A 26,651-nucleotide genomic window follows, 5' to 3' on the forward strand; every position below is an offset into this window, starting at 1 on the left:
GCGGCGGTGTCCGCAGGCGCGTAGGCGGCGGTGTCCGCAGGCGCGTAGGCGGCGGTGTCCGCAGGCGCGTAGGCGGCGGTGTCCGCAGGCGCGTAGGCGGCGGTGTCCGCGGGCGCGTAGGCGGCGGTGTCCGCGGGCGCGGTGGGCGGGTAGCCGTACGCGGTGCCGTCGTAGCCGGTGCCGTAGCCCGTCTCGTCGGTGTGGCCGGTGGTGCCGCCGTAGGCAGCCGTACCGGCCGCGCCCGAGTAGATGCCGTACTGGCCGGTGTCCTCCGGCAGCGGCTCGGGCTCGTAGACCTGGGCCGGGGGTTCTTCGGGGGGCAGCGGCTCGGATTCGTGCGCCGCGTGCGGGGGCTGGTCGGGGCGTGGCGGGGCGTCCGGGGAACCGGCGGGCTCGTACTCCAGGTCGGAGACCCGCAGCGTGGGCTCCTGGCGGGCGCGTGCGCGGCCGGGATCCCCCTTGCGGCGCCTGCTCGCGCCGGGCCTGCCGCCGAGCGCCCACCCGGTGGTGAAGCCCCGGCGGAACGAGAGGGTGACGTAGGTCTGCCCGACGGCGAAGGCGATCGCCCCGATCACGATGACCACGATGGACGGCAGCACCACACCGACCACCACGCACAGGAAGCCGACGAAGGCGAGCAGCCGCCACCGCAGCCGTGCCTTGTACTGCAGCAGCACCTCTCCGAGCAGCCAGAGCGCGACCAGACCGAATGCGATGTAGAGGACCGTCATGCCCATGTACGCCCCTCTCATGCAGTTGCCGGGTCGTGGAGTCGCCGCGCCCTGTCGGGCAAGCGTAAGGCCGCGTCTAGACCTGGTGCTGGTGCAGGCCCAGATTCTCGTGGATTTCCAGCGTCGCCGTGGAGTTGTTGAGCGTGATGAAGTGCAGTCCGGGAACGCCTTCGGTGAGCAGCCGTGCGCAGAACTCCGTCGCGAACTCGATTCCGATGGAGCGTACCGCCGCCGGGTCGTCCTGGGCGGCGAGGATCCGGTCCCTGAGCGCGCCGGGGATCGCGGCGTTGCTCAGCTGGGGCAGCCGCTCGAGCATCTTCACGCTCGTCACCGGCATCACCTCGGGGATGATGGGCGTGTCGCAGCCGGCCGCGGCGGCGCGGTCCCGCAGTCGCAGGTAGGACTCCGGGTGGAAGAACATCTGGGTGATCGCGTAGTCGGCGCCCGCCCGGCACTTGTCGGTGAAGTGCCGGATGTCGGTGTCCTCGTCCGCCGAGCGCGGATGCATCTCGGGGAAGGCCGCGACGCCCACGCAGAAGTCGCCGGACTCCTTGATCAGCCGGACCAGGTCGGCGGCGTAGGTGAGGCCCTGCGGGTGCGGGATCCACTCGCCCATGGGGTCGCCGGGCGGGTCGCCGCGCACCGCGAGCATGTTGCGGATCCCGGCGTCCGCGTACTGGCCGATGATGTTGCGCAGCTCGGCGACGGAGTGGTTCACCGCGGTGAGGTGGGCGACCGGGGTGAGGGTGGTGTCGGCGACGATGCGCTCGGTCGCCCTCACGGTGCCGGCGCGCGTGGACCCGCCGGCGCCATAGGTGACCGAGACGAAGCTCGGGGCGACCGCCTCGACCCTGCGCAGGGCGTTCCAGAGGTTCCGCTCACCCTTGGGGGTCTTCGGCGCCCAGAACTCGAACGAGTACGTGGTCGTGCCGGACGCGAGCATGTCGCGCACGGTGGGTGCGCGGTCGATCCTGGTGGATGCGGTGCCGAAGGCCATACGGGCAGACTAGCCAGGCGGGCGGTGTGACCAAACCAGAGCAAGGTCAATTGTCTTGTTTGCCGGGATGCTGACCTGGCGGATGTCCATGTGCCGGACAGGTGTCACGGGGTGTGCCCATGGTGGGGTGGCCGATTCCGCCCTGTGCCGTGCGGTGCCGGTCGGTGTCGTGCGGTGCCGGTCGGTGCCGGTCGTGCGGTGCGGTGCGGCCGATGAGCCGGCGGGCTCGTCGGGGCCGGTCGCGCCCCCGCGGCGGGGCGCGGGGCGGTCGGGTCGGGTGGTGTGGGGCCGCGGGGGCGGAGGCCGGGTGTGCGGTCGGTCAGGTGGTGCGCAGGCGCTTGGTGAACTCGGCGGCCGCGGCTTCCGGGTCGTCCGCGTCGGTGATCGCGCGTACGACCACGACGCGGCGGGCGCCCGCGTCGAGGACCTGGTCCAGGTTGCCGAGGTCGATCCCGCCGATGGCGAACCAGGGGCGGTCGGTGCCCAGGGAGGCGGCGTACCGCACCAGGCCGAGCCCCGGGGCGTGCCGGCCCGGCTTGGTGGGGGTGGGCCAGCAGGGGCCCGTGCAGAAGTAGTCGACGCCTTCCTGGACGGCGGCGGCCGCCGCCTCGGGTTCGGCGTGCGTGGAGCGGCCGATCAGGACCCGGTCGCCGAGTATGGCCCGGGCGGCGGGCACGGGGAGGTCGCCCTGGCCGAGATGGAGCACGTCGGAGCCGGTGGCGTGGGCGACGTCGGCGCGGTCGTTCACCGCGAGCAGCTTGCCGTGCCTGCGGCAGGCGTCGGAGACGATCTCCAGGTGCTCCAGTTCCTCCGCGGCCTCCATGCCCTTGTCGCGCAGCTGGACGATGTCGACGCCGCCCGCGAGGGCCGCGTCCAGGAACGCGGGCAGGTCGCCCTGGCGCTTGCGGGCGTCGGTGCAGAGGTACAGCCGGGCGTCGGCGAGCCGGGCGCGGAGGGTGCCGGCTTCGGCGGCCGGGCTGTCGGCGGGGCCGGGGGCCGGGGTGCTGCTCTGGCTGGTGCTGGGCACGGCTGGGTCCCCCTGGGGTCGGTGGTGGCGTGGGGCGATGCTGTGGTGGACGTGCGTTCCTGCGGCGGTGGGATGCGTGTTCCGATGGGGTGCGTGTGGGGTGAGGCGCGCCCGGCGGGGGCGTCGGGACGTCGTCGGGTCAGGGCGTCGGGCATGCGGGTATCGGCGTACGGGCCACGGGGTGGCCGTGGCCCGTACGCCCGGCTGGTCGGTGGGTCAGACGGCGAGCGCCTGGGCTCGGCGCTTCACCTCCGTGCCGCGATTCTCGCTGAGCGCCTGCGCGGGGGTGCCGGGCAGGGTCGGGTCCGGGGTGAAGAGCCACTCCAGCATCTCTTCGTCGGTGAAGCCGTCGTCCCTCAGGAGCGTCAGGGTGCCGGTCAGGCCCTTCACGACCTTGTCGCCGTCGATGAAGGCTGCGGGCACGTGCAACGCCCTGTTCTCACCGCGGCGCACTGCGATCAGCTGGCCCTCCTTGACCAGCTGCCTCACGCGCGTGACCTCCACGCCGATCCTTTCGGCGATGTCGGGGAGGGTGAGCCAGGCGGGCACGAGAGCATCGATCTTTGCGTCAATCTCGGTCACGGGACAAGCGTGCCATCTTGGACCGGTCGTCGGAAGCGGGGCGCCTCCGGCGGGGCGCGTCGTGGGGGCCGACGCGGCTTGCCCTCGGCTCGGGGTCCCTGCGCGGGGGGCGCGCCTTCGGCGGTGTGTCGGGAGGGGGTGCGGCGGGTGCGGTGCGGATTCCGCTCTGCGGGTGGTCGGCGCTGAGGTGCGCCCTTCGGGCTGCACGGGTGGCCTGCGGAGGGTTCGGCACCGCCGGGACGCGCCGTCGGGGGTTCTCGCCGTTGCGGCGGGATGGGGAAGGGTGGGCCGCCGGACGAGGGAATGGGAGGGGCGGGCCGCCGGACGACGGGACGGGAGAGACCGGCCGCCGGACGACGGGAGGGAAGAGGCAGACCCTCGGAGGCCGGGATGGGAGGGGTCAGGCCGCCGGACGACGACCTGGGCCAGGGCCGGCCATCGAACCCCGGAACGGGCAAGGGCCAGCCATCGAACGCCGGGACAGGGAAGGGGGCAGCCATCGACGCCGGGACAGGGAAGGTGGGAGGTGAGGTGGTGTGCTGTCGGGCGCGGCTCATCTTCCCCCGCCCCAGCGCGGCCCCGTTCCCCGGCGGGGGCTGCGGGGAGTGGGGCGCCGGGGCGGGGGGCCGCTTCGTCAGGCTGTGGCGGATTTCAGGGGGGTCGCGGGGTCGGAGAGGGCCGCGGGGTCCATGGGGGTGGCGGACTCGATGACTCTGCGGCCCTGGGCCAGGTCGCGGGGGCGGCCTACGGCGAGGACGGCGACGAGGTGGTTGTCGCGGAGCCAGCACGCCGACCAGGCGGTGCTGGTGGGGTCGCCGCGCCACACCAGTGCGTCGGCGTGCGCGTGGTGCCCGGCGTACTGCACGAAGCGGCCGAACTGCTCCGACCAGAAGTACGGCACGGGATCGTAGACCGCGCGGGTCAGGCCGAGGATGTTGGTGGCGACGGTGCGCGGGCCCTGGAGTGCGTTGTCCCAGTGGTGCACCAGGAGCCGCTCCGCGTAGCGCGCGGAGGGGAACGAGGCACAGTCGCCGACCGCGTACACGTCGGGCGCCGAGGCGCGCAGCCCGTCGTCGGCCACGACCTCGCCCTGGGCGCCGAGTGCGATCCCGGAGCCGGCGAGCCAGCCGGTCGCGGGGCGGGCGCCCACGCCCACGACGACCGCCCCCGCGGGCAGCCGCGTGCCGTCGTCCAGCACCACGCCGCCTGGCTCGACACGGCTCACCCGCGCGCGCGTGCGCAGCCGCACCCCGGCCTCGGCGTACCAGTCCGCCATGGGCGCCGCCACCTCCCGGGGCAGCGCCCCGGCGAGCGGCTGGTCGCCGGCCTCCACGACGGTCACCTCGCAGCCCGCCTCGCGCGCCGCCGTGGCGAACTCGGCGCCGATCCAGCCGGCCCCGACGACCACGACGTCGTGCTGCTCGGCGAGCACCGGGCGCAGCCGCTCGGCGTCGTCCAGGGTGCGGAGCAGATGCACGGCCGGCAGGACCTCCACGCCCGGCAGCCTGACGGGCTCCGCGCCCGTGGCGAGCACCGCGGCGTCGTAGCGGACGGGCCCCTTCGCGGTGTCCACCTCGTGGTCCGCGGGCCGCAGGCCGGTCGCCTCCCGGCCAAGCCTCAGGTCGACGCCGAGCGCGTCGAAGTCGATGTCGAAAGCGGAGCCCTCCGCCTTGCCGAGCAGGATCGCCTTCGACAACGGCGGCCTGTCGTACGGCGGGTGCACCTCCGCGCCGAGCAGCGTGATCGTGCCGCCGAAACCCTGTTCGCGCAGGGCCACCGCGGTCTGCACACCCGCCATCCCGGCGCCCACGATCACGATGCGGCGCTCCGCCTGAAGCTGGTGCGACCGGCTCTCCGGTCCCGTCTGCTCGCTCACCCGATCACCATAGACGCGTGACTTTCCGTCAGTCAGCCGTTCCCGGCACCGTCCTCCCAGGGAGCGTCTCCGAAGCACGGCTCCCTTACTGGGGCGCACGGTGACCGGCTAGGGTGGGCCGCAGGAAAGAACTCCGCGGGAGCCCGGACGCACCGGGCTGAGAGGGAGGCTGTGACGGCCTCCGACCGTACGAACCTGATCCGGGTCATGCCGGCGAAGGGAGGGTCTTGACGCCCATGCGACCCCATGATGCAGGCGCTCCGCACCCCACGGGCGGACCGCAGCCCTCGGGGCGGACGCCCGGCGGCGCGCCGCCCGCGAAACATGCCGGCACCCCGGCACCGCCCGCGGCCGAGCGCGGGGCGTCCGTGCCGCCGACGGGGGACCGCGGCACGTCCGTGCCCCCCACGACCGGCCCCGGCACGTCCGTGCCCCCCGCGAGCAGCCCCGCCACACCCCCGTCCCCCACAGGCGTCCCCGCCACGCCCGTGCCCCCCGCGAGCAGCCCCGCCACGTCCGTGCCCCCCGCGGCAGACCCAGGCGCGTCCGCGGCGCGTGTGCGGGGCTCCGGCGCGTCCTGGGACGTGCTCGTGGTCGGTGGCGGCGTGATCGGTCTGGTGACGGCGTGGCGGGCGGCCCAGCGCGGGCTGCGCACCGCGGTCGTCGACCCGGCGCCGGGTGGCGGCGCCGCGCAGGTGGCCGCGGGGATGCTGGCCGCGGTGACCGAGCTGCACTACGGCGAGCAGACCCTGCTCGGGCTGAACATGGCCTCCGCCCTGCGCTACCCGGACTTCGCCGCGGAACTGGCCGAGGCCTCGGGCGTGCGGGACCTCGGCTACCGCACCTGCGGCACCCTCGCCGTCGCCCTGGACGCCGACGACCGCGCGCACCTGCGCGAGCTGCACGCCTTCCAGCAGCGGCTCGGCCTGGACTCGCAGTGGCTGACGGGCCGTGAATGCCGCCGCCTGGAGCCGATGCTCGCGCCGGGCGTGCGGGGCGGCCTCCGGGTGGACGGCGACCACCAGATCGACCCGCGCAGGCTCTCCACCGCCCTTCTGGCGGCCTGCGAGCGAGCCGGGGTGCACTTCCTCCGCCAGTGGGCCGGGCGCCTGTCGGTGGTGCGGGAGCGGGCCGCGGGCGTCGTCCTGGAGGACGGCACCGGGGCCGCCGCCGGGCAGGTGGTGCTGGCGGGCGGCAGCCTCAGCGGGCGCCTGGCGGGCGTTCCCGAGGCGGTCCTGCCGCAGGTGCGGCCGGTGAAGGGCCAGGTGCTGCGGCTGACCGTGCCGGCCGCCCGCGCGCCGTTCCTGAGCCGGACGGTACGGGCGGTGGTGCGCGGCAACCACGTCTACCTGGTGCCGCGGGTGAGCGGTGAGCTGGTGGTGGGCGCCACCAGCGAGGAGCTGGGCTGGGACACCACGGTGACCGCGGGCGGCGTGTACGAGTTGCTGCGCGACGCCCACGACCTGGTGCCCGGCATCACCGAACTGCCGCTCACCGAGACCTCCGCGGGGCTGCGCCCCGGCTCCCCGGACAACGCGCCGCTCTTGGGCCCGACCGCGCTCCCGGGGCTGCTGCTCGCCACCGGCCACCACCGCAACGGCGTCCTTCTGACGCCGGTCACCGGCGACACGATGGCTCATGTGCTGACCACCGGCGAACTCCCCGAGGACGCCCGCGCGTTCAGCCCGCGCCGCTTCGAGGGATCCCGGGATCCTGCGCCCAGGGACCGGTTCGGGGAGGAGCAGCCCGGGGCAGGGCAGCCCAGGGAGGAGCAGCCGCGCCGCGCCCCTGAGGAGGAGTCCCGGCACCCTGCTCCCGGAGCGGGGTCCCCGGTGCGCACGGAGCACCCCGGGGCGCGGCGGACGGAGCAGTGGACATGACCGACACGACCGCTTCCCTCTCGGTGGCCGTCAACGGCAGGCCGCAGCACGTGGCCCCGGGGACGACGCTCGACACCCTGGTCGCCCGCCTCACGGCGGCACCCTCGGGGGTCGCCGCCGCTGTCAACGAAACCGTCGTCCCGCGCGCGGAGTGGCCGCGTACGGCACTGCGGGACGGGGACCGCGTCGAGGTCCTGACCGCCGTCCAGGGAGGGTGACACAGATGGCAGACGACGCGTTCGTGCTGGGCGGCCGGACGTTCGGCTCCCGGCTGATCATGGGCACCGGCGGTGCGCCCAGCCTTGACGTCCTGGAGCGGTCGCTGGTCGCGTCGGGCACGGAGCTGACGACGGTCGCGATGCGGCGCCTCGACCCGGGCGTACAGGGCTCGGTGCTGTCGGTCCTCGACCGGCTCGGCATCCGGGTGCTGCCGAACACGGCGGGCTGCTTCACCGCCGGTGAGGCGGTGCTCACCGCCCGTCTGGCACGTGAGGCGCTCGGCACCGACCTGATCAAACTGGAGGTCATCGCGGACGAGCGCACCCTGCTGCCCGATCCCGTGGAGCTCCTGGACGCCGCCGAGACCCTGGTCGACGACGGCTTCACGGTGCTGCCGTACACGAACGACGACCCGGTGCTGGCCCGCAGGCTGGAGGACGTGGGGTGTGCCGCGGTGATGCCGCTGGGCTCGCCCATCGGCTCGGGGCTGGGCATCCGCAATCCCCACAACTTCCAGCTGATCGTGGAGCACGCGCGCGTGCCGGTGATCCTGGACGCGGGCGCGGGCACCGCCTCCGACGCGGCGCTCGCGATGGAGCTGGGGTGCGCCGGGGTGATGCTGGCGTCGGCGGTCACCCGGGCGCAGGAGCCGGTGCTCATGGCGGAGGCCATGCGGCTCGCGGTGGCCGGGGGGCGGCTCGCCCACCGGGCGGGCCGCATCCCGCGCAGGCACTTCGCGGAGGCGTCGTCGCCGACGGAGGGCCTGGCCCACCTGGACCCGGAACGACCGGCTTTCTGAACCCCCACCGCCCGGAGGGCCCGGCCGCCGGGCGCGCGGTCACAGGACGGCTGCGGTCAGGCCCCAGCCCCGTCCGGGTGACCCGGGCCGTCAGTGGCGGCTCGTACACTCACCTGCGTGGACACGACCCTCTCGGACCCGCTGATCGGGCAGGTCCTCGACGACCGGTACCGCATCGACGCCCTCATCGCGGTCGGCGGGATGGCCACGGTCTACCGGGCCGTGGACACCCGCCTCGACCGGGTACTCGCCCTCAAGGTGATGCACCCGGCCCTCGCCGCCGACGCCTCGTTCGTCGAGCGCTTCATCCGCGAGGCCAAGTCGGTCGCACGCCTGGCCCATCCGAACGTGGTCGGGGTCTTCGACCAGGGCGCCGACGGCGCCTATGTGTACCTGGCGATGGAGTACGTCGCGGGCTGCACCCTGCGTGACGTGCTCCGCGAGCGGGGCGCGCTGCGGCCCAGGGCCGCGTTCGACATCCTGGAGCCGGTACTCGCCGCGCTGGGCGCCGCGCACCGCGCCGGGTTCGTGCACCGCGACATGAAGCCGGAGAACGTCCTCATAGGGGACGACGGCCGGGTGAAGGTCGCGGACTTCGGCCTGGTGCGCGCCGTGGACACGGTCACGAGCAGCACGGGCGCCGTCCTGGGTACCGTCTCGTATCTCGCCCCGGAGCAGATCGAGCACGGCACCGCGGACCCGCGGGTCGACGTCTACGCCTGCGGCGTGGTGCTGTACGAGATGCTGACGGGTGCGCGCCCGCACTCCGGTGACTCCCCGGCCCAGGTGCTCTACCAGCACCTGAACGCCGATGTGCCGCCCCCGTCGGCCACCGTCCCCGGGCTGCCCGCCGAGCTGGACGAGCTGGTGGCCTCCGCCGCCGCGCGGGAGCCCCGGGGCCGCCCGCAGGACGCGGTCGCGCTGCTCGCGGACGCCAGGCGGACCCGGCAGGCGCTCACGGACGGGCAACTCGACGCCCTGCCGCCCGGCGCCCGTGCCACCGCCCACGACAACGCGGAGGACCGCACCAGCGTCATCCCGCGCGCGGTGCGGGACGCCGTGGGCGCCCGGTCCACGCCCCGCCCGGCGGGCCAGGGACACACGGCGGGGGACGCCGCCGAGGAGGGCGAGCGCGCGCTGCACGCCACCAGCCGCCTGGAGGGCCCGCCACCCGGGCGCCGCCGCCCGCTGCCGCGGCGCGGCACCCTGGCGCTGATCGTGGCGGTGCTCGCGGCGCTGGGCCTCGGCGTGGGGGTCTGGTACATCAATTCCGGCCAGTTCACCAAGGTGCCGCCGCTGCTGGCGAAGACCGAGGCGGAGGCACGCCAGCGGCTCACCGACGCGGGCCTGGAGACCGGGGACGTCAAGCACCGGTACAGCGACACCGACAAGCGGGGCACCGTCATCTCCACCGACCCCGGAGCCGGCACCCGGATCCGCAGCCATGACGAGGTCGGCCTGACCATCTCGCTCGGCCCGCAGACGGTACGGGTGCCCGATCTGCAGGACGTGCCGCTCACGAAGGCGAGGGCGCGGCTCAGGTCCGAGGGGCTGGCGCCCGGCATGGTCACCAGGGCGTTCAGCGACGACGTCGAGAAGGGCGCCGTGATCCGCACGGACCCGCCGGCCGGCACCGACCGCAGGGCGGGCTCCGCGGTGGCCATCACGGTCAGCAGGGGGGAGCCCGTCGACGTCCCCGACGTCAGTGGGGAGTCCGCCGCCCAGGCGACCGCCGACCTGCACGACGCCGGTTTCCGGGTGAAGATCGCCGCGCACAGGGTGAACTCCCCCTTCGACGCGGGCACCGTGGCCGCCCAGTCGCCCGGCAAGGACACCCAGGCCGCGGAGGGCGACCTCATCACCCTGACCCTCTCCAAGGGCCCGGAGATGATCCAGGTGCCGAACGTCGTCGGCGAGAACGCGGACGACGCCAAGCGGGAGCTGACGGGCGCCGGCTTCAAGGTCGAGGTGGACCGCGGCCTGTTCGGCTACTTCGACGACGAGGTCAAGGACCAGTCGGTGGACGGCGGCGACAAGGCCCCCAAGGGCGGCACGATCACCCTGAAGGTGGGCTAGCAACCCCGGCGGGCTGTGGACCTGAGGCCTCCCGGAGTCTGTCTCAGGGTCTCCCGAGGGCCCCCGAGGGCTCCCGAGGGCTCTCGGAGACCGGGGCCCCGGACGGCCGCGCCGGCACCGCGAGCGCGCCCCTGCCTGCCTTCCGGGGGAGCCGCCGGCCGCGAGCAGTGGGCGGGCATGGCACCCTGTCCGGCGTGAGCAGCCGAGACAGCCGAAGCAAGAACAGAGTCCGGGACGCCGGCGGGACGGTACGCAATCCGGTCGGCGGGCATGTCCCGGTGGCCGGCGGCCTGGCCTCGGTCGGGCTGTCGTACGCGCGCGAGATGGGCGCCGAGACCGTGCAGGTCTTCGTCGCCAACCCACGCGGCTGGGCGACCCCCGCGGGCAACCCCGAACAGGACGAGGCGTTCCGCACCGCCTGTGCCGACGAGCGCATCCCCGCGTACGTCCATGCGCCGTATCTGATCAATTTCGGGTCGCACACCGCCGAGACCGTGGAACGCTCCGTGGTGTCGCTGCGCCACTCGCTGCGCCGCGGCCGTGCTGTCGGGGCGCTCGGCGTCGTGGTGCACACCGGTTCCGCGACCGGCGGGCGGCCGCGTGACGTGGCGCTCGCCCAGGTGCGGGAGCGGCTGCTGCCGCTGCTCGACGAGCTGACGCACGACGACGACCCGTACCTGCTGCTGGAGTCGACCGCGGGCCAGGGCGCCTCGCTCTGCGCCCGCACCTGGGACTTCGGCCCCTACTTCGACGCGCTGGACCACCACCCGAAGCTCGGCGTCTGCCTGGACACCTGCCATGTGTTCGCGGCGGGCCACGACCTGACGGGGCCGGACGGCGCCCGGCAGACCCTCGACCTGCTGGTGGAGACCATCGGCGAGGGTCGGCTGAAGCTGATCCACGCCAATGACTCGAAGGACGTGGTCGGGGCCCACAAGGATCGGCACGAGAACATCGGCGCCGGGCACATCGGCGAAGAGGCGTTCCGGGCCCTGATGGCCCACCCGGCTACCGAGAACGTGCCGCTGATCCTGGAGACGCCCGGTCCGAAGGAGAAGCACGCGCAGGACGCGGCCCTGCTGAAGAAGCTCCGGGATTAGGGGGTTTCTGATGGATCTCCGTGGGAGAAGGAGCGGCTCCCCCACTGCCTCAAGGGCGTGGGAGGTGCCCCCAGTGCGTGCTCTGGGGGTGCCCCCTGCTCGAAGAGCTTGGGGGAGTGCCGGGTGCAAGTCCTCGTACTGGGCGTACGTGGGCTTGTGCCCGGTGCGGCGAGAGTACGTGCCGGGCGTCGCGACGCCACGGAGATCCATCAGAAACCCCCTAGCCCCGGGAAGTACGGCGGAGCACTCCGGATGCACTTCGGGGCCTTCGGAAGAAGATCTTCAGGGCGGCCTTCGGAAGACATTCAGGAAGCCTCCAGGAGCGATTCCGGGAGAAATTCCCGGAGTGATCCCCACCTCCCGGAATACCCCTAGGGGGTATCGCGTTGTCCATCGTGCTGACATCACCATGGACCAGGGGGCTCACCATGCAGCAGCACACACACTCCGGGCTCGACCACGAGCACATCCCTCACCAGGCGGTCGGCGGCACCCACCGCGCCAGTTGGTCGACGGCGGCACGGGCCACCCTGCACTGCCTGACCGGCTGCGCCATCGGTGAGGTGCTGGGCATGGTCGTCGGCACCGCGCTCGACTGGGGGAACCTGCCGACCACCGTGCTCGCCGTCGTCCTCGCGTTCCTCTTCGGCTACTCGCTCACGCTGCGCGGCGTGCTGACCGCGGGAGTGGAGCTGAGGGCGGCCGTGCGGGTCGCGCTCGCGGCCGACACGGTCTCCATCGCCGTGATGGAGCTGATCGACAACGGCACCCTCGCGGTATGGCCCGCCGCCATGGACGCCCACCTCGCGGACCCGCTGTTCTGGGTCTCGCTCGCCGCGGCGCTGGTGCTGGCGTTCCTGGTCACCACACCGGTGAACCGTTGGATGATCAGCCGCGGCAAGGGGCACGCGGTGGTCCACCGGTACCACCACTGAGACGGTGACCGCCGGGGCCCCGGGAGTGCTTCCGGGGCCCCGGCGGGCCCGGTCCCCATGACTCCGATGGCCGGGACGCCCGGACGGCTGGGGTGGCCAGGACGGCCGGAGGACCCGGACGGCTGGGGTGGCCAGGACGGCACCCCGCGCGGGCTCAGAGCTCGGGGCCGTCTCCCGGCTCCTCCTGGTAGGAGTACCGCTGTTCACGCCAGGGATCGCCGATGTTGTGGTAGCCGCGCTCCTCCCAGAAGCCGCGGCGATCGGCCGTCATGTACTCGATGCCCCGCACCCACTTGGGGCCCTTCCAGGCGTAGAGGTGCGGCACCACGAGGCGGAGCGGAAAGCCGTGCTCGGCGGTGAGCGGCTCGCCGTCCTTGTGGCTGGCGAAGATCACGCCGTCGGCGGTGAAGTCGGAGAACCGCAGGTTGGAGCTGAAGCCGTACTCGGCCCAGACCATCACATGGCTGACGGTGGGCGCGGGCGGGGCCAGCTCCAGCACGGTGGCGGCCGGCACGCCACCCCATTCCGCGCCGAGCATGCTGAACTTCGTCACGCAATGCAGGTCCGCGGTGACCGTGCGGTACGGCAGCGCGGAGAACTGGTCATAGGTCCAGCTGCGGGTGCCGCCGTCGGCGGTGGCGCCGAAGACACGGAACTCCCAGCGGTCGGGCCGGAACTTCGGTACCGGCCCGTAGTGCGTCACGGGCCAGCCGCGCTGGAGGCGCTGGCCCGGAGGGAGCTCCGGTCGTGTCGCTTGCCGTGCGCGGCTCACCGGATGACCCATGCCTCCATCCTGACAGACCGGACACAGCGGCCATCCTGCCGGTCCCCCGGCAGGCCATGCGCCTCTGATCGGGGCTGCCCCGATCGGGGGCGCGGGGAACTGCGCGACCAACCACGACGCACCCGCGCCGGGCCACCGGGGCGAGCCCCTTGTGGTCTCGACGCCGACCACCGGCCGGTGGGGCTCCCCCGGAGAGGTTCGGACGGTGGCGGCCGGGGGCCGGGGGCGGCCCCCGGTGGCCCGGCGCGGGACGGGGGCGGCTACTGGTCGCGGTACATCTCGGCGACCAGGAACGCCAGGTCCAGCGACTGGCTGCGGTTGAGCCGCGGATCGCAGGCCGTCTCGTAGCGCTGGTGGAGGTCGTCGACGAAGATCTCGTCGCCGCCGCCCACGCACTCGGTCACATCGTCGCCGGTCAGCTCGACGTGGATGCCGCCGGGGTGGGTGCCCAGCTCCTTGTGGACCTCGAAGAAGCCCTTCACCTCGTCGAGCACGTCGTCGAAGCGGCGGGTCTTGTGGCCGGAGGCCGCCTCGAACGTGTTGCCGTGCATCGGGTCGGTCACCCACGCGACCGTGGCTCCCGACGCGGTGACCTTCTCGACCAGCTCGGGGAGCTTGTCGCGGACCTTGTCGGCGCCCATGCGGACGATGAACGTCAGACGGCCGGGCTCACGGTCCGGGTCGAGCCGCTCCACGTACTCCAGCGCCTCGGCCGCCGTGGTGCTCGGGCCCAGCTTGACGCCCAGGGGGTTGCGGATCTGCGAGGCGAACTCGATGTGCGCGCCGTCGAGCTGCCGGGTGCGCTCACCGACCCACACGAAGTGCCCGGAGGTGTCGTACAGCCGGCCGGTGCGGGAGTCGGTGCGGGTCAGCGCGGTCTCGTAGTCGAGCAGCAGCGCCTCGTGGGAGGCGTAGAACTCGACGGTCCTGAACTCCTCCGGATCGGCGCCGCAGGCACGCATGAAGTGCAGGGCGTTGTCGATCTCGCGGGCCAGCTGCTCGTAGCGCTGTCCCGAGGGGGAGGACTTCACGAAGTCCTGGTTCCAGGCGTGCACCTGGCGCAGGTCGGCGTAGCCGCCGGTGGTGAAGGCGCGCACCAGGTTCAGCGTGGAGGCCGAGGCGTTGTACATCCGCTTCAGCCGCTCCGGGTCAGGGACCCGGGCCTCCGCGGTGAAGTCGAAGCCGTTCACGGAGTCGCCCCGGTAGCTGGGCAGCGTCACCCCGCCACGGGTCTCGGTGGGCTTCGAGCGCGGCTTGGAGTACTGGCCGGCGATCCGGCCCACCTTCACCACGGGCACGGACGCGGCGTACGTCAGCACGGCGCCCATCTGCAGGAGCGTCTTCAGCTTGTTACGGATGTGATCGGCGGAGACCGCGTCGAAGGCCTCGGCGCAGTCGCCCCCCTGGAGCAGGAACGCCTCGCCCTTGGCCACGGCGCCCAGCCGGTCACGCAGCTGGTCGCACTCGCCCGCGAAGACGAGCGGTGGATACGACGCGAGTTCCGCGATCACTGAGCGCAGCGCCTCGGGATCGGGGTACTCGGGCTGCTGCGCCGCGGGCAGGTTCTGCCAGGTGTGTCCACCGGCCTGGGTTTCAGCGTTCACGGTCACGGACCCAGATTACGGGGTCCTTACGCGTCGGAAGTCCTCCTGCCCAGGAGATGAGACATCCGCCGCTGCCGACACGTACCGTTTCATGGCGATTGCCCTCCGTGCCGGGCGACTGCTGAGCCGCGTGCTCCGGCGCACGGTCCTGCTCCGTGCGCCCGGGGAACCGTCGGGCCCGGATGGCGGGCGGCGGGGTTCGTGTACAGTCACGGCCATGTTCGCGCAGCCGACCATGGACTGGTGGTGGACCGCTCATCCGGCGGCCCACTGACACTGCGCACCCGAACCACCGCAGAGGCCGCCCGAGGGGCGGCCTTCGGCGTTTCCGCGGACCGTTCCTCCCCCCACCGAAGGAAGGAACCCCGCCATGAGTCCCACCTCCCCCACCTCCCCGGCCCACGCCCCACACCGCCCCGGCCCGGGCGCCGCCGCCCTCATGCGACGTCTGCTCTCCCCGGACGCGCCCCCCTTCGCCCTGCTGCGCCGCACCACGCCCGGTCACCACCCCGGCACCGTGGAGGTCCTGCTCGGCCGGGTGACCGAGGCGGCCCGGCTCGGGGACATCCCGCTGCCCACCGGCGCTCCGGCCGGCGGCCGCGCCGTGCACGACGCCCTGGCGCTGGTGCCGTTCCGGCAGATCCGCGAGCGGGGCTTCGACGTGCGCGACGACGGCACCCCGCTGGCCCTGCTCGTCCCCGACGAGACGTACGAACTCCCCCTGGACGACGTCCTCGGGGCGCTGCCCGACCACGACGTGCGGGTGGTGGACGGCGGGTTCGACGTGGCCGACGAGGCGTACGCGGCGATCGTGGAGCGGGTGGTGCGGGACGAGATCGGGGTCGGCGAGGGCGCCAACTTCGTGATCAGGCGGGACTTCCGCGGCCGGATCGAGGGCTTCGGCGCCGCGGACGCGCTGGCCCTGTTCCGCCGGCTGCTGGTCGGCGAGCGCGGCGCGTACTGGACCTTCGTGGTGCACACCGGCACCCGCACCCTGGTGGGGGCCAGCCCCGAGGTGCACGTGCGGATGTCCGGCGGCGGGGACGACCGCACGTCGCCCGTCCCCGCGGCCGGGAGCGGAGCCGAAGGCACCCGCGCACGGCCGGACGCGGCGGTGACAGGGCGGGACGGCACGGGCGCGCGGCCGGGCGGCACGGTGGTGATGAACCCGATCAGCGGCACCTACCGCTACCCCGCCGAGGGCCCCTCGGTGGCCGGCCTGCTCGGCTTCCTCGACGACCGCAAGGAGATCGAGGAGCTGTCGATGGTCGTCGACGAGGAGCTCAAGATGATGTGCACGGTGGGCGACATGGGCGGGGTGGTGGTCGGACCCCGGCTGAAGGAGATGGCCCATCTCGCCCACACCGAGTACGAGCTGCGGGGCCGCTCCACGCTGGACGTGCGGGACGTGCTCAGGGAGACCATGTTCGCGGCGACGGTGACGGGCTCGCCGGTGCAGAACGCCTGCCGGGTCATCGAGCGGTACGAGCCGCGCGGGCGGGACGGCGGGCGCGGGTACTACGCGGGGGCGCTCGCCCTGCTCGGCAGGGACGCCTCGGGGGCGCAGACACTGGACTCCCCCATCCTGATCCGCACCGCGGACATCGCCGCGGACGGGCGGCTGCGGGTCTCGGTGGGCGCCACGCTCGTCCGGGGCTCGGACCCGGCGGGCGAGGTCGCGGAGACCCGGGCGAAGGCGGCCGGGGTGCTGGCCGCGCTGGGTGCCGTGCCGGGCCGCCGGGACCGGGCGGGGACGCCGCCGAGACTGGCCGACGATCCCCGGGTGCGGGCCGCGCTGGACGCGCGGCGGTCCGCCCTCGCCCCGTTCTGGCTGCGCATGCAGGAGCGCCCCGCGCGGGCGGCCGAGGCGGGCGGGCATGCGCTGGTCGTGGACGGCGAGGACACCTTCACGGCGATGCTGGCGCATGTGCTGCGCTCGTCGGGGCTCGCGGTGACGGTGCGGCGCTTCGACGAGCCGGGCCTCGCGGCGGCGGTGGCGGCGCACGAGGGGCCGCTGGTGCTCGGCCCCGGCCCCGGGAACCCCGCGGACACGTCGGACCCGCGGATGCGGCTCCTGCGCGGGCTCGCCGCCGGGGCGCTGCGCCACCACCGGCACGGAGTGCTGGGCGTCTGCCTGGGCCATGAGCTGCTGGCGGCCGAGCTGGGGCTCGACATCGTCCGCAAGGAGGTGCCGTACCAGGGGGCGCAGGCCACGGTCGACGTCTTCGGCCGCGGCGAGACGGTCGGCTTCTACAGCAGTTTCGTGGCGCGGTGCGACGACGAGCGGGCGGCCGACCTGGCCCTGCGCGGCGTGGAGGTCAGCCGGGCGGAGGGCAGCGGGGAGGTGCACGCGGTGCGCGGGCCCGGCTTCGCGGGGGTGCAGTTCCACCCGGAGTCGGTGCTGTCGCTGCGCGGGGCCGGCATCGTCGGGGAGTTGCTCGCGTGGGTACGCGGGGCGGCGGAGCGGTCGGACAGCGTGGGCCTCCTGCCGTAGCCGTTCCCGAGGGGGCTGCCCCGGTCGGCTCAGGTGCACCTGCCAGTGGGTGGTTGCTCGCGCCACGCGGCAGAGCCGCATGTCGAGACAGCCCCGCGGCCCCTTGTCGGGGCGCAGCCCCGTCGTGAAGGGGCGCGGGGAACCGCGCGAGCAACCACCACGAAAGCCGCGGGGCCGCCGCCGGCCGGAAGGGGCACTCTCCGCCGTGGCCCGCCCACCGGCGCGAGGGCACCGGTCAGCCGAAGAACACACTCACCTCCTCGTACAGGGCCGGGTCCACGGTCTTGAGCTTGGCCGTGGCCTCCGCGATCGGCACCCGGACGATGTCCGTGCCGCGCAGCGCGACCATCTTGCCGAAGTCGCCGTCGCGCACGGCCTCGATGGCGTGCAGGCCGAAGCGGGTGGCCAGCCAGCGGTCGAACGCGCTGGGCGTGCCGCCCCGCTGGACATGGCCGAGAACCGTGGTGCGGGCCTCGTTCCCGGTCCGGCCCTCGATCTCCTTGGCCAGCCACTCGCCGACGCCGGAGAGCCGGACGTGGCCGAAGGAGTCGAGCGAGCCGTCCTTGAGCACCATGTCGCCGTCCTTGGGCATGGCGCCCTCGGCGACCACCACGATCGGCGCGTACGACGCGCGGAAGCGGCTGGTGACCCAGGCGCAGACCTCCTCGACGTCGAAGCGCCGCTCGGGGATGAGGATGACGTTCGCCCCGCCGGCGAGGCCCGAGTGCAGGGCGATCCAGCCGGCGTGCCGGCCCATCACCTCGACGACGAGGACGCGCATGTGCGACTCGGCGGTGGTGTGCAGGCGGTCGATGGCCTCCGTGGCGATGCCGACCGCGGTGTCGAAGCCGAAGGTGTAGTCGGTGGCGGACAGGTCGTTGTCGATGGTCTTCGGCACGCCTACGCAGCGGATGCCGTACTCGTCGGCGAGGCGGGCGGCCACGCCCAGCGTGTCCTCGCCGCCGATGGCGATCAGCGCCTCGACCTCCTGCTTGGCGAGGTTCTCCCGGATCCTGCGGATGCCGCCCTCGACCTTCAGGGGGTTGGTGCGCGACGAGCCCAGGATGGTCCCGCCACGGGGCAGGATGCCGCGTACCTGGGGGATGTCGAGGGGGAAGCTGTCGCCCTCCAGCGGCCCCCGCCAGCCGTCGCGGAAGCCGACGAAGTTGTACCCGTACTCCTGTACGCCCTTGCGGACGACGCCCCGGATGACGGCGTTGAGTCCCGGGCAGTCGCCGCCTCCGGTCAGTACTCCGACCCGCATGGAATTGTCCCTTCGCCCTAGGGGAGCTGATGGCGCACACGCTAGTAGTGATCCACGTCACTCCGACATGGGACGAATGGCCAATTCCGCCGCTTTCACGGGGAGTTGATCTTTAATATTCACTCGAAGGTGGGGCTATGCCGTCAATCGTCGTCAAGCCCCCTTTCGATGGCGTACCGGACCAGCTCCACACGGTTGTGGAGCTGGAGCTTGCCCAGGGTGTTCTGGACGTGGTTCTGCACGGTGCGGTGCGAGATGACCAGACGCTCGGCGATCTGCTTGTAGCTCAGCCCCTTGGCCACCAGCCGCAGCACCTCTCGCTCCCGGTCCGTCAGCCGGGGCGCCTTGGGCTCGTCGGGCGCGGCCGGCGCGGGCTCCGCGGCCAGCCTGCGGTACTCGCCCAGCACCAGACCCGCGAGGCCGGGCGTGAAGACCGGGTCGCCGGCGGCGGTCCTCCGCACCGCGTCGATCAGCTCCTGTGTGGAGGCCGACTTGAGCAGGTAGCCGGTGGCGCCCGACTTCACCGCCTCCAGGACGTCGGCGTGCTCACCGCTCGCGGACAGCACGAGGACGCGCAGGGCGGGGTCGGCGGCGACGAGTTCCTTGCACACCTGCACCCCGGGCTTGGCGGGGAGGTTGAGGTCGAGCACGAGGACGTCGGGTCCGGCGGCCATGGCCCGGCGCACGGCCTGCTCGCCGTCGCCCGCGGAGGCGACCACCTCGAACCCGGCCTCGGTCAGGTCGCGGGCGACGGCGTCCCGCCACATGGGGTGGTCGTCGACCACCATCACCTTCAGCGCCGCGGGTGCACCGTCCGAACCGTCCCCGGCCGCAGCCCGTCCTGCCCGTGCCGGTGGAACCCCCGGCACGGCCCGCGCCGGTGGAGCCGCCTCTTCGCGCCGCTCGCGCACGTCCTCATCCCGCCTTCCCCCGCGGAACTGCCTGCCGCGGAACCGTCAGTTCGACCTCTGTGCCCTGGCCCGGCACCGAGAGGAGCTCGGCCCGGCCCCCGATGTCCCGCAGCCGCCCCTTGATCGACAGCGCCACTCCGAGCCTGCCCTCACCGGCCGCCTCGGCGAGCCTGCCCTCCGGGATGCCGGGCCCGTCGTCCCGGACGGTGACGACGACCGCGTCCGGCTCGTCCTCGACGAGGATCCAGGCGCGGGCCTCGTCACCGGCGTGCCTGCGGACGTTGTCCAGGGCGGCGCCGACGGCGGCGGACAGCTCCTTCGCGGCGGGCGCGGCCAGCGGCACGGGGGCGCCCGGTTCGGAGAACGTCACCCGGGAGCCGGCGTAGGGGGCCAGCAGGGAGCGCACGTCCACGAGCCCGTCGCCCGGCTCGTCGCCGCCGGCCCCGGAGAGCCCGGAGGCCGTCGGTGCCTTTCGGGCCCCACCATCCCCCGTCGCCTCTCGGTCCCCACGGGCCCCCGTCACCCCGCGGGCCCTCCGAGTCCCCGTCATCTTCCGGATCCCAGAAGCCCCCGGCGTCTTCCGAGCCGCAGCCCCCGTCGCCTCCCCGGCCCCGGGTGCCCCCGAAGCCGGCTCGCCGCCGCCCGTGCCCGCCGGGCCGGCCACCTCGCGCCCGGCGCGCGCCACCCGGGCGGCACGTAGGGCGGAGCCGGCGGTGCCCCCGGTGTCCGGGGTCCCCACGGCGGGGGCCAGGCCGGTGGTGACCAGGGCGCGCAGCGCGGCCTCCTGCTCCCCCGCGAGGCGGCCCAGCTCCGCCGCCTCACCGCCCAGCGCGCTGCTGCGCCGCTGCACCATCGCGAGGACCTGCAGGACACCGTCGTGGATGTCACGCGCGAGGCGCTCCCGCTCCCGGGTGGCGGCCTCGATCTCCAGAGCACGGGCCAGGGTGCGTTCGGAGGCGCGCGCCACCTCGACCACATAGCCGATGGCGATCGCGGCGACCCACACCAGCAGGACGTTGTGGAGGGTGTCGCGGCTGAGGGCGCCGCGCTGCACGATGTCGGCGACGCCGACCAGGGCGGCGGCGCCCGCGGCCCACCGCCAGCCGCCCTTGAGCGCGTAGGCCAGCACCGAGCCCGCCGTCCAGATGCTCGGCAGCGTGGGAGCACCGGCGACGATCCGGGCGTGCTCGGCCGCGACCGGCGTGAGCAGGATGCCGGCAAGCGCGAGGGCGAGGTCCACGGCGAGGAACCGGCGCGTACAGGCCGCCGCGCCCGTCACCCTGCGCCAGGTGGCGAGGGTCCAGGCGGCCAGCACCGCGAAGTAGGCGATCGCCACCCAGGGGCGGGCGAACCGGTCGTAGCCGACGGCGAACAGGCCCATGGCGTACAGCAGGGTCACCGGGCGGTAGACGGTGAGCGCGCGCCACAGCGGCTGCTCGACCGACATCCTGACGGCCGGCTCGTCCCGCCCGGCTCTCTCCCGCCGCGCCATGCCCCGCCCCCCTCTGCGGACGCCCCTCCGCTGACCGCCTACGCGGTGCGGGCCCGTCCGGCCCTGCCCGCCTTCTCCGCGCGCTCCTGCTTGGCGGCCTCGGCGATCTTGCGCTTGGCGGCGGTCGCGTAGATGTCCACGTACTCCTGCCCCGAGAGCTTCATGATCTCGTACATGACCTCGTCCGTCACCGCCCGCAGCACGAAGCGGTCGTGCTCCATGCCCTGGTAGCGGCTGAAGTCCAGCGGCCTGCCGATGCGGATGCCCGGGCGCATCAGCTTGGGGACGATCTTGCCGGGCGGCTGGATCTTCTCGGTGTCGATCATCGCCACCGGGATGACGGGGACGCCGGTGGCGAGCGCCACGCGCGCGAGGCCGCCCGGCTTGCCGCGGTAGAGCCGGCCGTCGGGCGAGCGGGTGCCCTCCGGGTAGATGCCGAACAGCTCGCCGCGCTCCAGGACCTCGATACCGCTCCTGATCGCGGCCTCGCCGGCGCCGCGGGCCCCGGAGCGGTCGACCGGGAGCTGGCCCACGCCCTTGAAGAAGGCCGCGGTCATCCGGCCCTTGAGGCCGGGGGTGGTGAAGTACTCGGCCTTCGCGATGAAGGTGACCTTGCGGTCGAGCATGGTGGGCAGGAAGAAGGAGTCGGAGAACGACAGATGGTTGCTGGCCAGGATCGCGGGGCCCTCGGCCGGGACGTTGGAGAGGCCTTCCACCCAGGGCCGGAAGGCGAGCTTCAGCGTCCCCCCGAGGGAGAACTTCATGGCGCCGTAGATCACTGGGGCCTCCTCTTCCTGTGCATCCGACCATACCCGTGCGGCGCCCCCGGGCCGCGCGGCGGCTCCGGGACGGACCTGGTCGGTGTCGGTGGGGTCGCGTACGGTGAAGTACGCCGTACCCCGGGCGCCGAGGCCCACCCGCCCGGTGCCCGGCCGCCGGAGCCCCCGCCCGGCCGCCGCACCGCCGTCGCCCGCCCGCAAGGCGCGGTCACGAAGCAACCGCAAGGCCGCACTCATGAACAGGAGACCCGAAGGTGCCGGTACTCCCCGGAGCCGAGCCGTACCGCCATGACGGCGGGGACGTCGGCGTGCTCCTCTGCCACGGCTTCACCGGTTCCCCGCAGTCGCTGCGGCCCTGGGCCGGGTACCTGGCCGGGCACGGGCTGACGGTGTCGCTGCCCCTGCTGCCCGGGCACGGCACCTGCTGGCAGGACATGCGGCTCACCGGCTGGCAGGACTGGTACGCGGAGGTGGACCGCGAGATGCGTGCGCTCGGGGAGCGGTGTACGCGGGTCTTCGTGGCCGGGCTCTCCATGGGGGGCGCGCTCGCCCTGCGGCTCGCGGCCCGGCACGGCACGGCCGTCTCGGGCGTGGTGCTGGTCAATCCGGCCATCCGGATGCACGGCCTCGCCGCACACGCCCTGCCGGTGGCCCGGCTCTTCGTCCCCTCGGTGCGGGGTCTCATCGACGACATCGCCAAGCGGGGCACCGAGCCGGGCACGCGCGAGCTGGGCTACGACCGGGTCCCGCTGCACAGCGCGTACTCGCTGCGCCGGTTCTTCCGGCTGGTGGACGGGGAGCTGCCGCAGGTCACCCAGCCGCTGCTGGTGCTGCACAGCGCCCGGGACCACGTGGTGCCACCGGCCGACACGGCCCGGGTGCTCAGCCGCGTCTCGTCCACCGACGTCACCGAGACCCTGCTGGAACAGAGCTACCACGTCGCGACGTTGGACCACGACGCGGACCGGATCTTCGCGGACAGCCTCGCGTTCATCGGCCGGCTCGCCCCCAGTCTCGGCACAGAAGGGACGGTCATCGGTGGCTGACCAGGACGGACCCCGCCCGGGCGCCGGGCGCGCGGAGCAGCCCGAGGAGAGCACGGGCGGCGCCCACGGCCCGGCGCGCCCGGGCGGCACGCCGCCGGACGCCCCGGCGCCCGGCGGCGGCACCGGGGAGCCCCCGGCACCGGAGCAGGCACTGACCGAGCCGGCCCGCCCGGAGCCCGCCGCCGCGGAGCCCACCGCGGACACCGCCACCGAGCAGGCCGCCCCGGAGCCCGTCACCACGGAGACCTCCGCCGAACCCCTCACCACGGAGACCGCCGCCGAGCCGCCCGCGACCGGGCAGGTCGCCGCGGAACCGGCCGCCGCGGAGCCCACCCTGCCGGACGGCGGCCGTTCCGGTACGAAGGCCGCCGCCGGCACCACGGCGGACCGCGCGGACGAGCCGGACACACCCGGCGCCCGGCAGCCGGGCACGCAGCAACCCGGCACCCAACCGCCCGGCCCGCAGGAAGCCGGCACCCGGCCGCCCGGCCCGCAGCAGCCCGCCGCCCCCGGCGACCCCGCCTTCGACGAGGAGGCCGCCTGGGCCGCCATCGTCGCCGGATACGGCGAGGAGCCGCCCGACCCGCCGGGCGCCAAGCCGTTCAAGCCGATAGAGGACCTGCTCCTGCCCGAGCCGGAGCAGGAGCGGGGCCGGGGCGGCACGCGCGACGCCCCCCGCCGCCCCCGCGGGGGCGAACGGGACGAGACGCAGGCCGGGGATGGCAGGGAAAAGACCGGGGAGGGCCCCGGGGGCGGGGACGCCGAGGACGGCGACAAGCCCACCCGCCCCGGCCGGACGCTCGGCGGCTCGGTCGCCTTCGCCCCGGGGGTCGGCCCGCGCGACTACCGCCCCCCGGCCCCCTCCGACGACGACCTCGGCGAGGACGACGAGGGCCACTTCGTGCCGCCCGAGCCGCCCCCGCTGCCGTCCGCCGACACCACCGCCAGGTTCGGCTGGCTCGCCGTGCTCGGCGGCCCGCTCCTGCTGCTGCTCAGCGTGCTGCTCGGCTGGCAGATGACGTGGTGGCTGGCGACGCTCGGGATCGGCGGCTTCGTCGGCGGCTTCATCACCCTGGTGGTCCGGATGAACCCGGGCGACGAGGACGACGACGACCCGGGCCGCGGCGCGGTCGTCTGAGCGCACCGCGGAACCACAGCGGGCTCCGAGGGAAGGGACGGGGCAAGCCCGGCGTCCTGACGGCCGGATGCGTCACGGGTGAGGGCCGCCCCCCGATCGAGCCCTCGGCGTCCCGCCGGCCCGGTACCGGCGGCTTCGGCGCCCGGTACCGGCGGCTTCGGCACCTGGCGCACCGTCGACCCGGTACAAGCGTTCCTCGGCTCCGGGGATGTCCGCACCTCTGGCGAGGGCCCGCGCAGGAAGCCCTGCGCCCAGCCGTCGTACCTGGCGGGCTGTGCGGCCACCGACCGGGCAGAGGCAGCGCCCGGGGCCAAGGGGCGTCGCAGGAGCGGGAGTTCACTCGCCGGCGGGGGGAATCCTGAGGGCGGCCAGCACGGGCAGGTGGTCCGTGGCCGCCCTCAGGTCCCGGTGGGTCACTCCGGGCAGGTCGCTGGGCACCCCGCAGGCCAGCACCTCCACGCCCTCGGTGGCGAAGATGGCGTCGATCCGCTGCCGGGGCCGGTCGGCCGGGGCGGTGTGCTCCGCGCCCCACGGCGCCTCGGTCCAGCAGTCCCGCAGGGCTCCTGCCAGGCGGCGGAACGTGCGGCCCTCGGGGCGGTCGTTGAGGTCGCCGCCCGCGACGGCGTAGGGCACGCCGAGGGCGCCCAGGCGGTTCAGCAGCATGCCGGCCTGTGTGTGCCGCTCCTCGTCCTGCAAGGAGAGATGGGCGCTGAGGACGCCGAGGCGGGCCCGGCCGAAGCGGACCACCGCCGTGGCGAAGCCACGCCGGTGCAGCCCCGGGGTGCGCGGCAGCAGGACGTCCTCGGTGCGCTCGACGGTGGCACGCAGCGAGCAGAGCAGCGCGGGCCCGGCGGCGGGGGCTCCGCCGGAGAGGATCACCAGGGAGGACCGGGAGGCCAGCCGGGCCAGCTTCTTGCGCCACCGGAAGAACCGGGGCGCCTCCTGGAGCAGCACCAGGTCCGGTGCGCAGGCGCGGATCACCCGGGCGAGGGCGTCCTCGTCGTCCCGTATCGACCTGATGTTGTAGCTGAGCACCCGGATGACCGCGGAGCCGTCCTCCTCGGTCCGGGAGTGGGGCATCGGCCTGGCGATTGTCGTACTGGTGGGCATGGCGATCAAGATACGGGAAGCGGGGGCGTGCCCGGGCACCGCGGCGCCGGCGGTCGCGGGGGCGGTGACGGGGCCGGGCCCCTGGGGCGGGCCCGGCCGTGCGTTCAGCCCTGCCGGGCGAGGTCGGCGGCGCCCACGAGGCCCGCCTTGTTGCCGAGCTGGGCGGCCAGCACCTGGGCGTGCGGCCGCCACTGGCCGCCGATCAGCCAGCGCCGGAAGGACTTGCGGATCGGGTCGAGCACCAGCTCGCCCTCGTCCGAGACACCGCCGCCCACGATGAACGCGGACGGGTCGAAGAGGGAGGCCAGGTCGGCGAGTCCGGCGCCGGCCCAGCGGGCCAGCTCGCGGAACGAGTCGATGGCGACCGGGTCGCCCTGCCGGGCCGCCTCGCTGACGTGCCGGCCCTCGATGCCGTCCGGGGTGCCGTCGCCGAGGCCGAGGAGTATCCCGGCGTTCTCGGGGGTGGCGTTGGCGCGCTGCTTGGCGTACCGCACGAGGGCGCGGCCGGAGGCGTACTGCTCCCAGCAGCCCTGGCTGCCGCAGCCGCAGAGCAGGCCGTCCGGCACCACCCGGATGTGGCCGAACTCGGCGGCGACGCCGAAGCGTCCGCGGCGGAGTTTGTTGCCGATGATGATGCCGCCGCCGAGGCCGGTGCCGAGCGTGATGCAGATGACGTCCTCGTGGCCCTGGCCCGCGCCGAAGCGGTACTCGCCCCAGGCCGCGGCGTTCGCGTCGTTCTCCACCACGACCGGCATGCCCACGCGCTGCTCGACCTTGTCCTTCAGCGGCTCGTGGCGCCAGTGGATGTTGGGCGCGAAGAGCACGGTGGCGCGCTTGTCGTCGACGTAGCCGGCGGCGCCGATGCCGACGGCCTCGATGTCGTGGCCCTCGCCGGCGCCGGTGACGGCCGCGCAGATCGCGTCGACGATGCCCTCGGCGGTCGACGGGGTGGGCACGGTGTGCGTCTCAAGGATCGAACCCTCTTCGTCGACCACTCCGGCCGCGATCTTCGTGCCGCCGATGTCCACCCCGATGGTGAGTCCCATGTGTCCCTCAGTTCCGGTCGAGCCCCGCTGCGGTCAACCGTACCCGAGGGGAGTCAGTCCAGGTCGATGTGTTCGCCTGGTCCGGGGCCCTCGTCCGGCCCGTCGGGGCCCGGCTTGCGACCGCCGTGGTCCGGGTGGCCTGAGTGGTCACCGGGGTCCTCGACGGCGCCCGGGCGGGGGTCCGTGGCGCGGGTCCAGCGCTGCTCCTGCGCGCTCACCACGGAGCGGTAGGCGGCGAGGAGTTCGGACCCGGCGGCGGCGAGGTGGTCGAGGACGTCGGGGTTGCGCTCGATGACCGGCTCGACCGCTGCCCTGGCCTGCTTCACGACCTGCTGGACCATCTGCTGGGCGGCGCCCTGCGCGGCCGCGCCGAACAGCGGGGCCGCGGCCCCGGAGAGTCCGCTGAGCCGGTCGGCCACGGCGTCCACCAGCTTGCGCAGCTCCTCGGCCGCCGAGCCCGGTGGCGGACCGTACCGGGCGCGGCGGCGGGCGCGCTCCTCGGCGAGGTCCTCGGCGACGGCCGTCGCCCAGGCGTCGGCGTCGGGCGTGCCCCGGCGTGCCCCGGGGCGCTCGGCGTCCCGGTCCCGGCCGGCGGGGCCCCGGACGGCGTCGGGCGTGCCCTGTGGCTCGGTCTCCTCCCGGGGGCCCTCGGGGAGGTCCGGGCGCTCGGCGGCTTCGCTCATGGCGGTCTGACTCCCGCGGACGGTTCCGGCTTCGTACCTTCGACGGTACCGGACCGGGCGCCGGGTGCCGCGGGGACG

General features: G+C 74.4%; 23 protein-coding genes, 1 pseudogene and 1 riboswitch. Of the genes and pseudogenes, 10 read left to right on the plus strand and 14 right to left on the minus strand.

Annotated features, from left to right (window positions below):
• Positions 1-134 precede the first annotated feature (134 nt).
• The 5 genes and pseudogenes from ACSMXW_RS06555 to ACSMXW_RS06575 all read right to left on the minus strand — a co-directional run.
• Positions 135-737: pseudogene (locus ACSMXW_RS06555) on the minus strand (hypothetical protein); the annotation flags it as partial.
• Positions 738-807: 70 nt separating this feature from the next.
• Complete coding sequence (gene metF, locus ACSMXW_RS06560; RefSeq protein ID WP_485804522.1) at positions 808-1,728, minus strand: methylenetetrahydrofolate reductase [NAD(P)H]; 921 nt, start codon at positions 1,726-1,728, stop codon at positions 808-810.
• 319 nt (positions 1,729-2,047) lie between these two features.
• Entirely contained in the window at positions 2,048-2,656 is a 609-nt protein-coding gene (gene thiE, locus ACSMXW_RS06565) for a thiamine phosphate synthase (protein ID WP_485807852.1), read from the minus strand.
• Between the two features lie 315 nt (positions 2,657-2,971).
• Positions 2,972-3,337, minus strand: coding sequence for an Rv2175c family DNA-binding protein (locus tag ACSMXW_RS06570; protein WP_485804523.1), 366 nt, complete (start codon positions 3,335-3,337; stop codon positions 2,972-2,974).
• Between the two features lie 634 nt (positions 3,338-3,971).
• The gene (locus ACSMXW_RS06575) at positions 3,972-5,213 is read right to left on the minus strand and encodes an NAD(P)/FAD-dependent oxidoreductase (protein ID WP_485804524.1); all 1,242 of its coding nucleotides are present in this window, start codon (positions 5,211-5,213) and stop codon (positions 3,972-3,974) included.
• 125 nt (positions 5,214-5,338) lie between these two features.
• Positions 5,339-5,452: riboswitch (TPP riboswitch) on the plus strand.
• 318 nt (positions 5,453-5,770) lie between these two features.
• On the opposite strand from ACSMXW_RS06575, the gene thiO reads away from it, so the two are divergent.
• The 6 genes from thiO to ACSMXW_RS06605 all read left to right on the plus strand — a co-directional run bounded on the left by thiO (position 5,771) and on the right by ACSMXW_RS06605 (position 12,222).
• The gene (gene thiO, locus ACSMXW_RS06580) at positions 5,771-7,093 is read left to right on the plus strand and encodes a glycine oxidase ThiO (RefSeq protein ID WP_485804525.1); all 1,323 of its coding nucleotides are present in this window, start codon (positions 5,771-5,773) and stop codon (positions 7,091-7,093) included.
• On the plus strand, positions 7,090-7,311 hold the full coding sequence (gene thiS / locus ACSMXW_RS06585; RefSeq protein WP_485804526.1) for a sulfur carrier protein ThiS: 222 nt from the start codon (positions 7,090-7,092) through the stop codon (positions 7,309-7,311). The genes thiO and thiS overlap by 4 nt, the downstream gene beginning before the upstream one ends.
• A gap of 5 nt (positions 7,312-7,316) precedes the next feature.
• Positions 7,317-8,111, plus strand: a complete 795-nt coding sequence (locus tag ACSMXW_RS06590) for a thiazole synthase (RefSeq protein ID WP_485804527.1) — start codon at positions 7,317-7,319, stop codon at positions 8,109-8,111.
• Positions 8,112-8,228: 117 nt separating this feature from the next.
• Positions 8,229-10,187, plus strand: a complete 1,959-nt coding sequence (pknB, locus tag ACSMXW_RS06595) for a Stk1 family PASTA domain-containing Ser/Thr kinase (RefSeq protein ID WP_485804528.1) — start codon at positions 8,229-8,231, stop codon at positions 10,185-10,187.
• Between the two features lie 194 nt (positions 10,188-10,381).
• Entirely contained in the window at positions 10,382-11,287 is a 906-nt protein-coding gene (locus ACSMXW_RS06600; protein ID WP_485804529.1) for a deoxyribonuclease IV, read from the plus strand.
• 428 nt (positions 11,288-11,715) lie between these two features.
• Entirely contained in the window at positions 11,716-12,222 is a 507-nt protein-coding gene (locus tag ACSMXW_RS06605; protein ID WP_485804530.1) for a DUF4396 domain-containing protein, read from the plus strand.
• Positions 12,223-12,376: 154 nt separating this feature from the next.
• Here ACSMXW_RS06605 and ACSMXW_RS06610 read toward each other — a convergent pair whose 3' ends face one another.
• Together ACSMXW_RS06610 and ACSMXW_RS06615 are read right to left on the minus strand one after the other, a co-directional pair.
• Positions 12,377-13,006 (minus strand): sulfite oxidase-like oxidoreductase, encoded by a 630-nt coding sequence (locus ACSMXW_RS06610; RefSeq protein ID WP_485804531.1) that lies wholly within the window; start codon positions 13,004-13,006, stop codon positions 12,377-12,379.
• A gap of 260 nt (positions 13,007-13,266) precedes the next feature.
• A complete protein-coding gene (locus ACSMXW_RS06615) occupies positions 13,267-14,616 on the minus strand; it encodes a class II 3-deoxy-7-phosphoheptulonate synthase (RefSeq protein ID WP_485804532.1) in 1,350 nt (449 codons plus the stop codon).
• A gap of 211 nt (positions 14,617-14,827) precedes the next feature.
• Between ACSMXW_RS06615 and ACSMXW_RS06620 the strand changes: the two genes are divergently transcribed.
• Both ACSMXW_RS06620 and ACSMXW_RS06625 read left to right on the plus strand, forming a co-directional pair.
• Positions 14,828-14,884, plus strand: coding sequence for a trp operon leader peptide (locus tag ACSMXW_RS06620; RefSeq protein ID WP_373316945.1), 57 nt, complete (start codon positions 14,828-14,830; stop codon positions 14,882-14,884).
• Positions 14,885-15,049: 165 nt separating this feature from the next.
• Positions 15,050-17,104, plus strand: coding sequence for an anthranilate synthase family protein (locus ACSMXW_RS06625; protein ID WP_485807854.1), 2,055 nt, complete (start codon positions 15,050-15,052; stop codon positions 17,102-17,104).
• A 235-nt stretch (positions 17,105-17,339) separates the two neighbouring features.
• Here the strand turns inward: ACSMXW_RS06625 and ACSMXW_RS06630 are convergent, their stop codons facing one another.
• The 4 genes from ACSMXW_RS06630 to ACSMXW_RS06645 form a co-directional block, all read right to left on the minus strand.
• The gene (locus ACSMXW_RS06630; protein ID WP_485804533.1) at positions 17,340-18,368 is read right to left on the minus strand and encodes a 6-phosphofructokinase; all 1,029 of its coding nucleotides are present in this window, start codon (positions 18,366-18,368) and stop codon (positions 17,340-17,342) included.
• 143 nt (positions 18,369-18,511) lie between these two features.
• Positions 18,512-19,156, minus strand: a complete 645-nt coding sequence (locus ACSMXW_RS06635) for a response regulator (RefSeq protein WP_485804534.1) — start codon at positions 19,154-19,156, stop codon at positions 18,512-18,514.
• Positions 19,157-19,283: 127 nt separating this feature from the next.
• Entirely contained in the window at positions 19,284-20,771 is a 1,488-nt protein-coding gene (locus ACSMXW_RS06640) for a DUF5931 domain-containing protein (RefSeq protein ID WP_485804535.1), read from the minus strand.
• A gap of 38 nt (positions 20,772-20,809) precedes the next feature.
• Positions 20,810-21,547: a lysophospholipid acyltransferase family protein gene (locus ACSMXW_RS06645; protein ID WP_485807855.1), complete on the minus strand. Its 738-nt coding sequence runs from the start codon at positions 21,545-21,547 to the stop codon at positions 20,810-20,812.
• Between the two features lie 257 nt (positions 21,548-21,804).
• On the opposite strand from ACSMXW_RS06645, the gene ACSMXW_RS06650 reads away from it, so the two are divergent.
• Both ACSMXW_RS06650 and ACSMXW_RS06655 read left to right on the plus strand, forming a co-directional pair.
• A complete protein-coding gene (locus ACSMXW_RS06650) occupies positions 21,805-22,596 on the plus strand; it encodes an alpha/beta hydrolase (RefSeq protein WP_485804536.1) in 792 nt (263 codons plus the stop codon).
• Between the two features lie 550 nt (positions 22,597-23,146).
• Positions 23,147-23,734 carry a hypothetical protein gene (locus tag ACSMXW_RS06655; RefSeq protein WP_485807857.1) on the plus strand — a complete coding sequence of 196 codons (588 nt, stop codon included), beginning with the start codon at positions 23,147-23,149 and terminating at the stop codon, positions 23,732-23,734.
• 336 nt (positions 23,735-24,070) lie between these two features.
• Here the strand turns inward: ACSMXW_RS06655 and ACSMXW_RS06660 are convergent, their stop codons facing one another.
• The 3 genes from ACSMXW_RS06660 to ACSMXW_RS06670 form a co-directional block, all read right to left on the minus strand.
• Positions 24,071-24,844 carry an endonuclease/exonuclease/phosphatase family protein gene (locus tag ACSMXW_RS06660; protein ID WP_485804537.1) on the minus strand — a complete coding sequence of 258 codons (774 nt, stop codon included), beginning with the start codon at positions 24,842-24,844 and terminating at the stop codon, positions 24,071-24,073.
• Between the two features lie 104 nt (positions 24,845-24,948).
• Positions 24,949-25,890 carry an ROK family glucokinase gene (locus tag ACSMXW_RS06665; RefSeq protein ID WP_485804538.1) on the minus strand — a complete coding sequence of 314 codons (942 nt, stop codon included), beginning with the start codon at positions 25,888-25,890 and terminating at the stop codon, positions 24,949-24,951.
• A 53-nt stretch (positions 25,891-25,943) separates the two neighbouring features.
• Positions 25,944-26,573 (minus strand): DUF5304 domain-containing protein, encoded by a 630-nt coding sequence (locus tag ACSMXW_RS06670; protein ID WP_485804539.1) that lies wholly within the window; start codon positions 26,571-26,573, stop codon positions 25,944-25,946.
• Positions 26,574-26,651: the final 78 nt, after the last annotated feature.

It is taken from the genome of Streptomyces sp. DSM 116793, assembly GCF_057320905.1.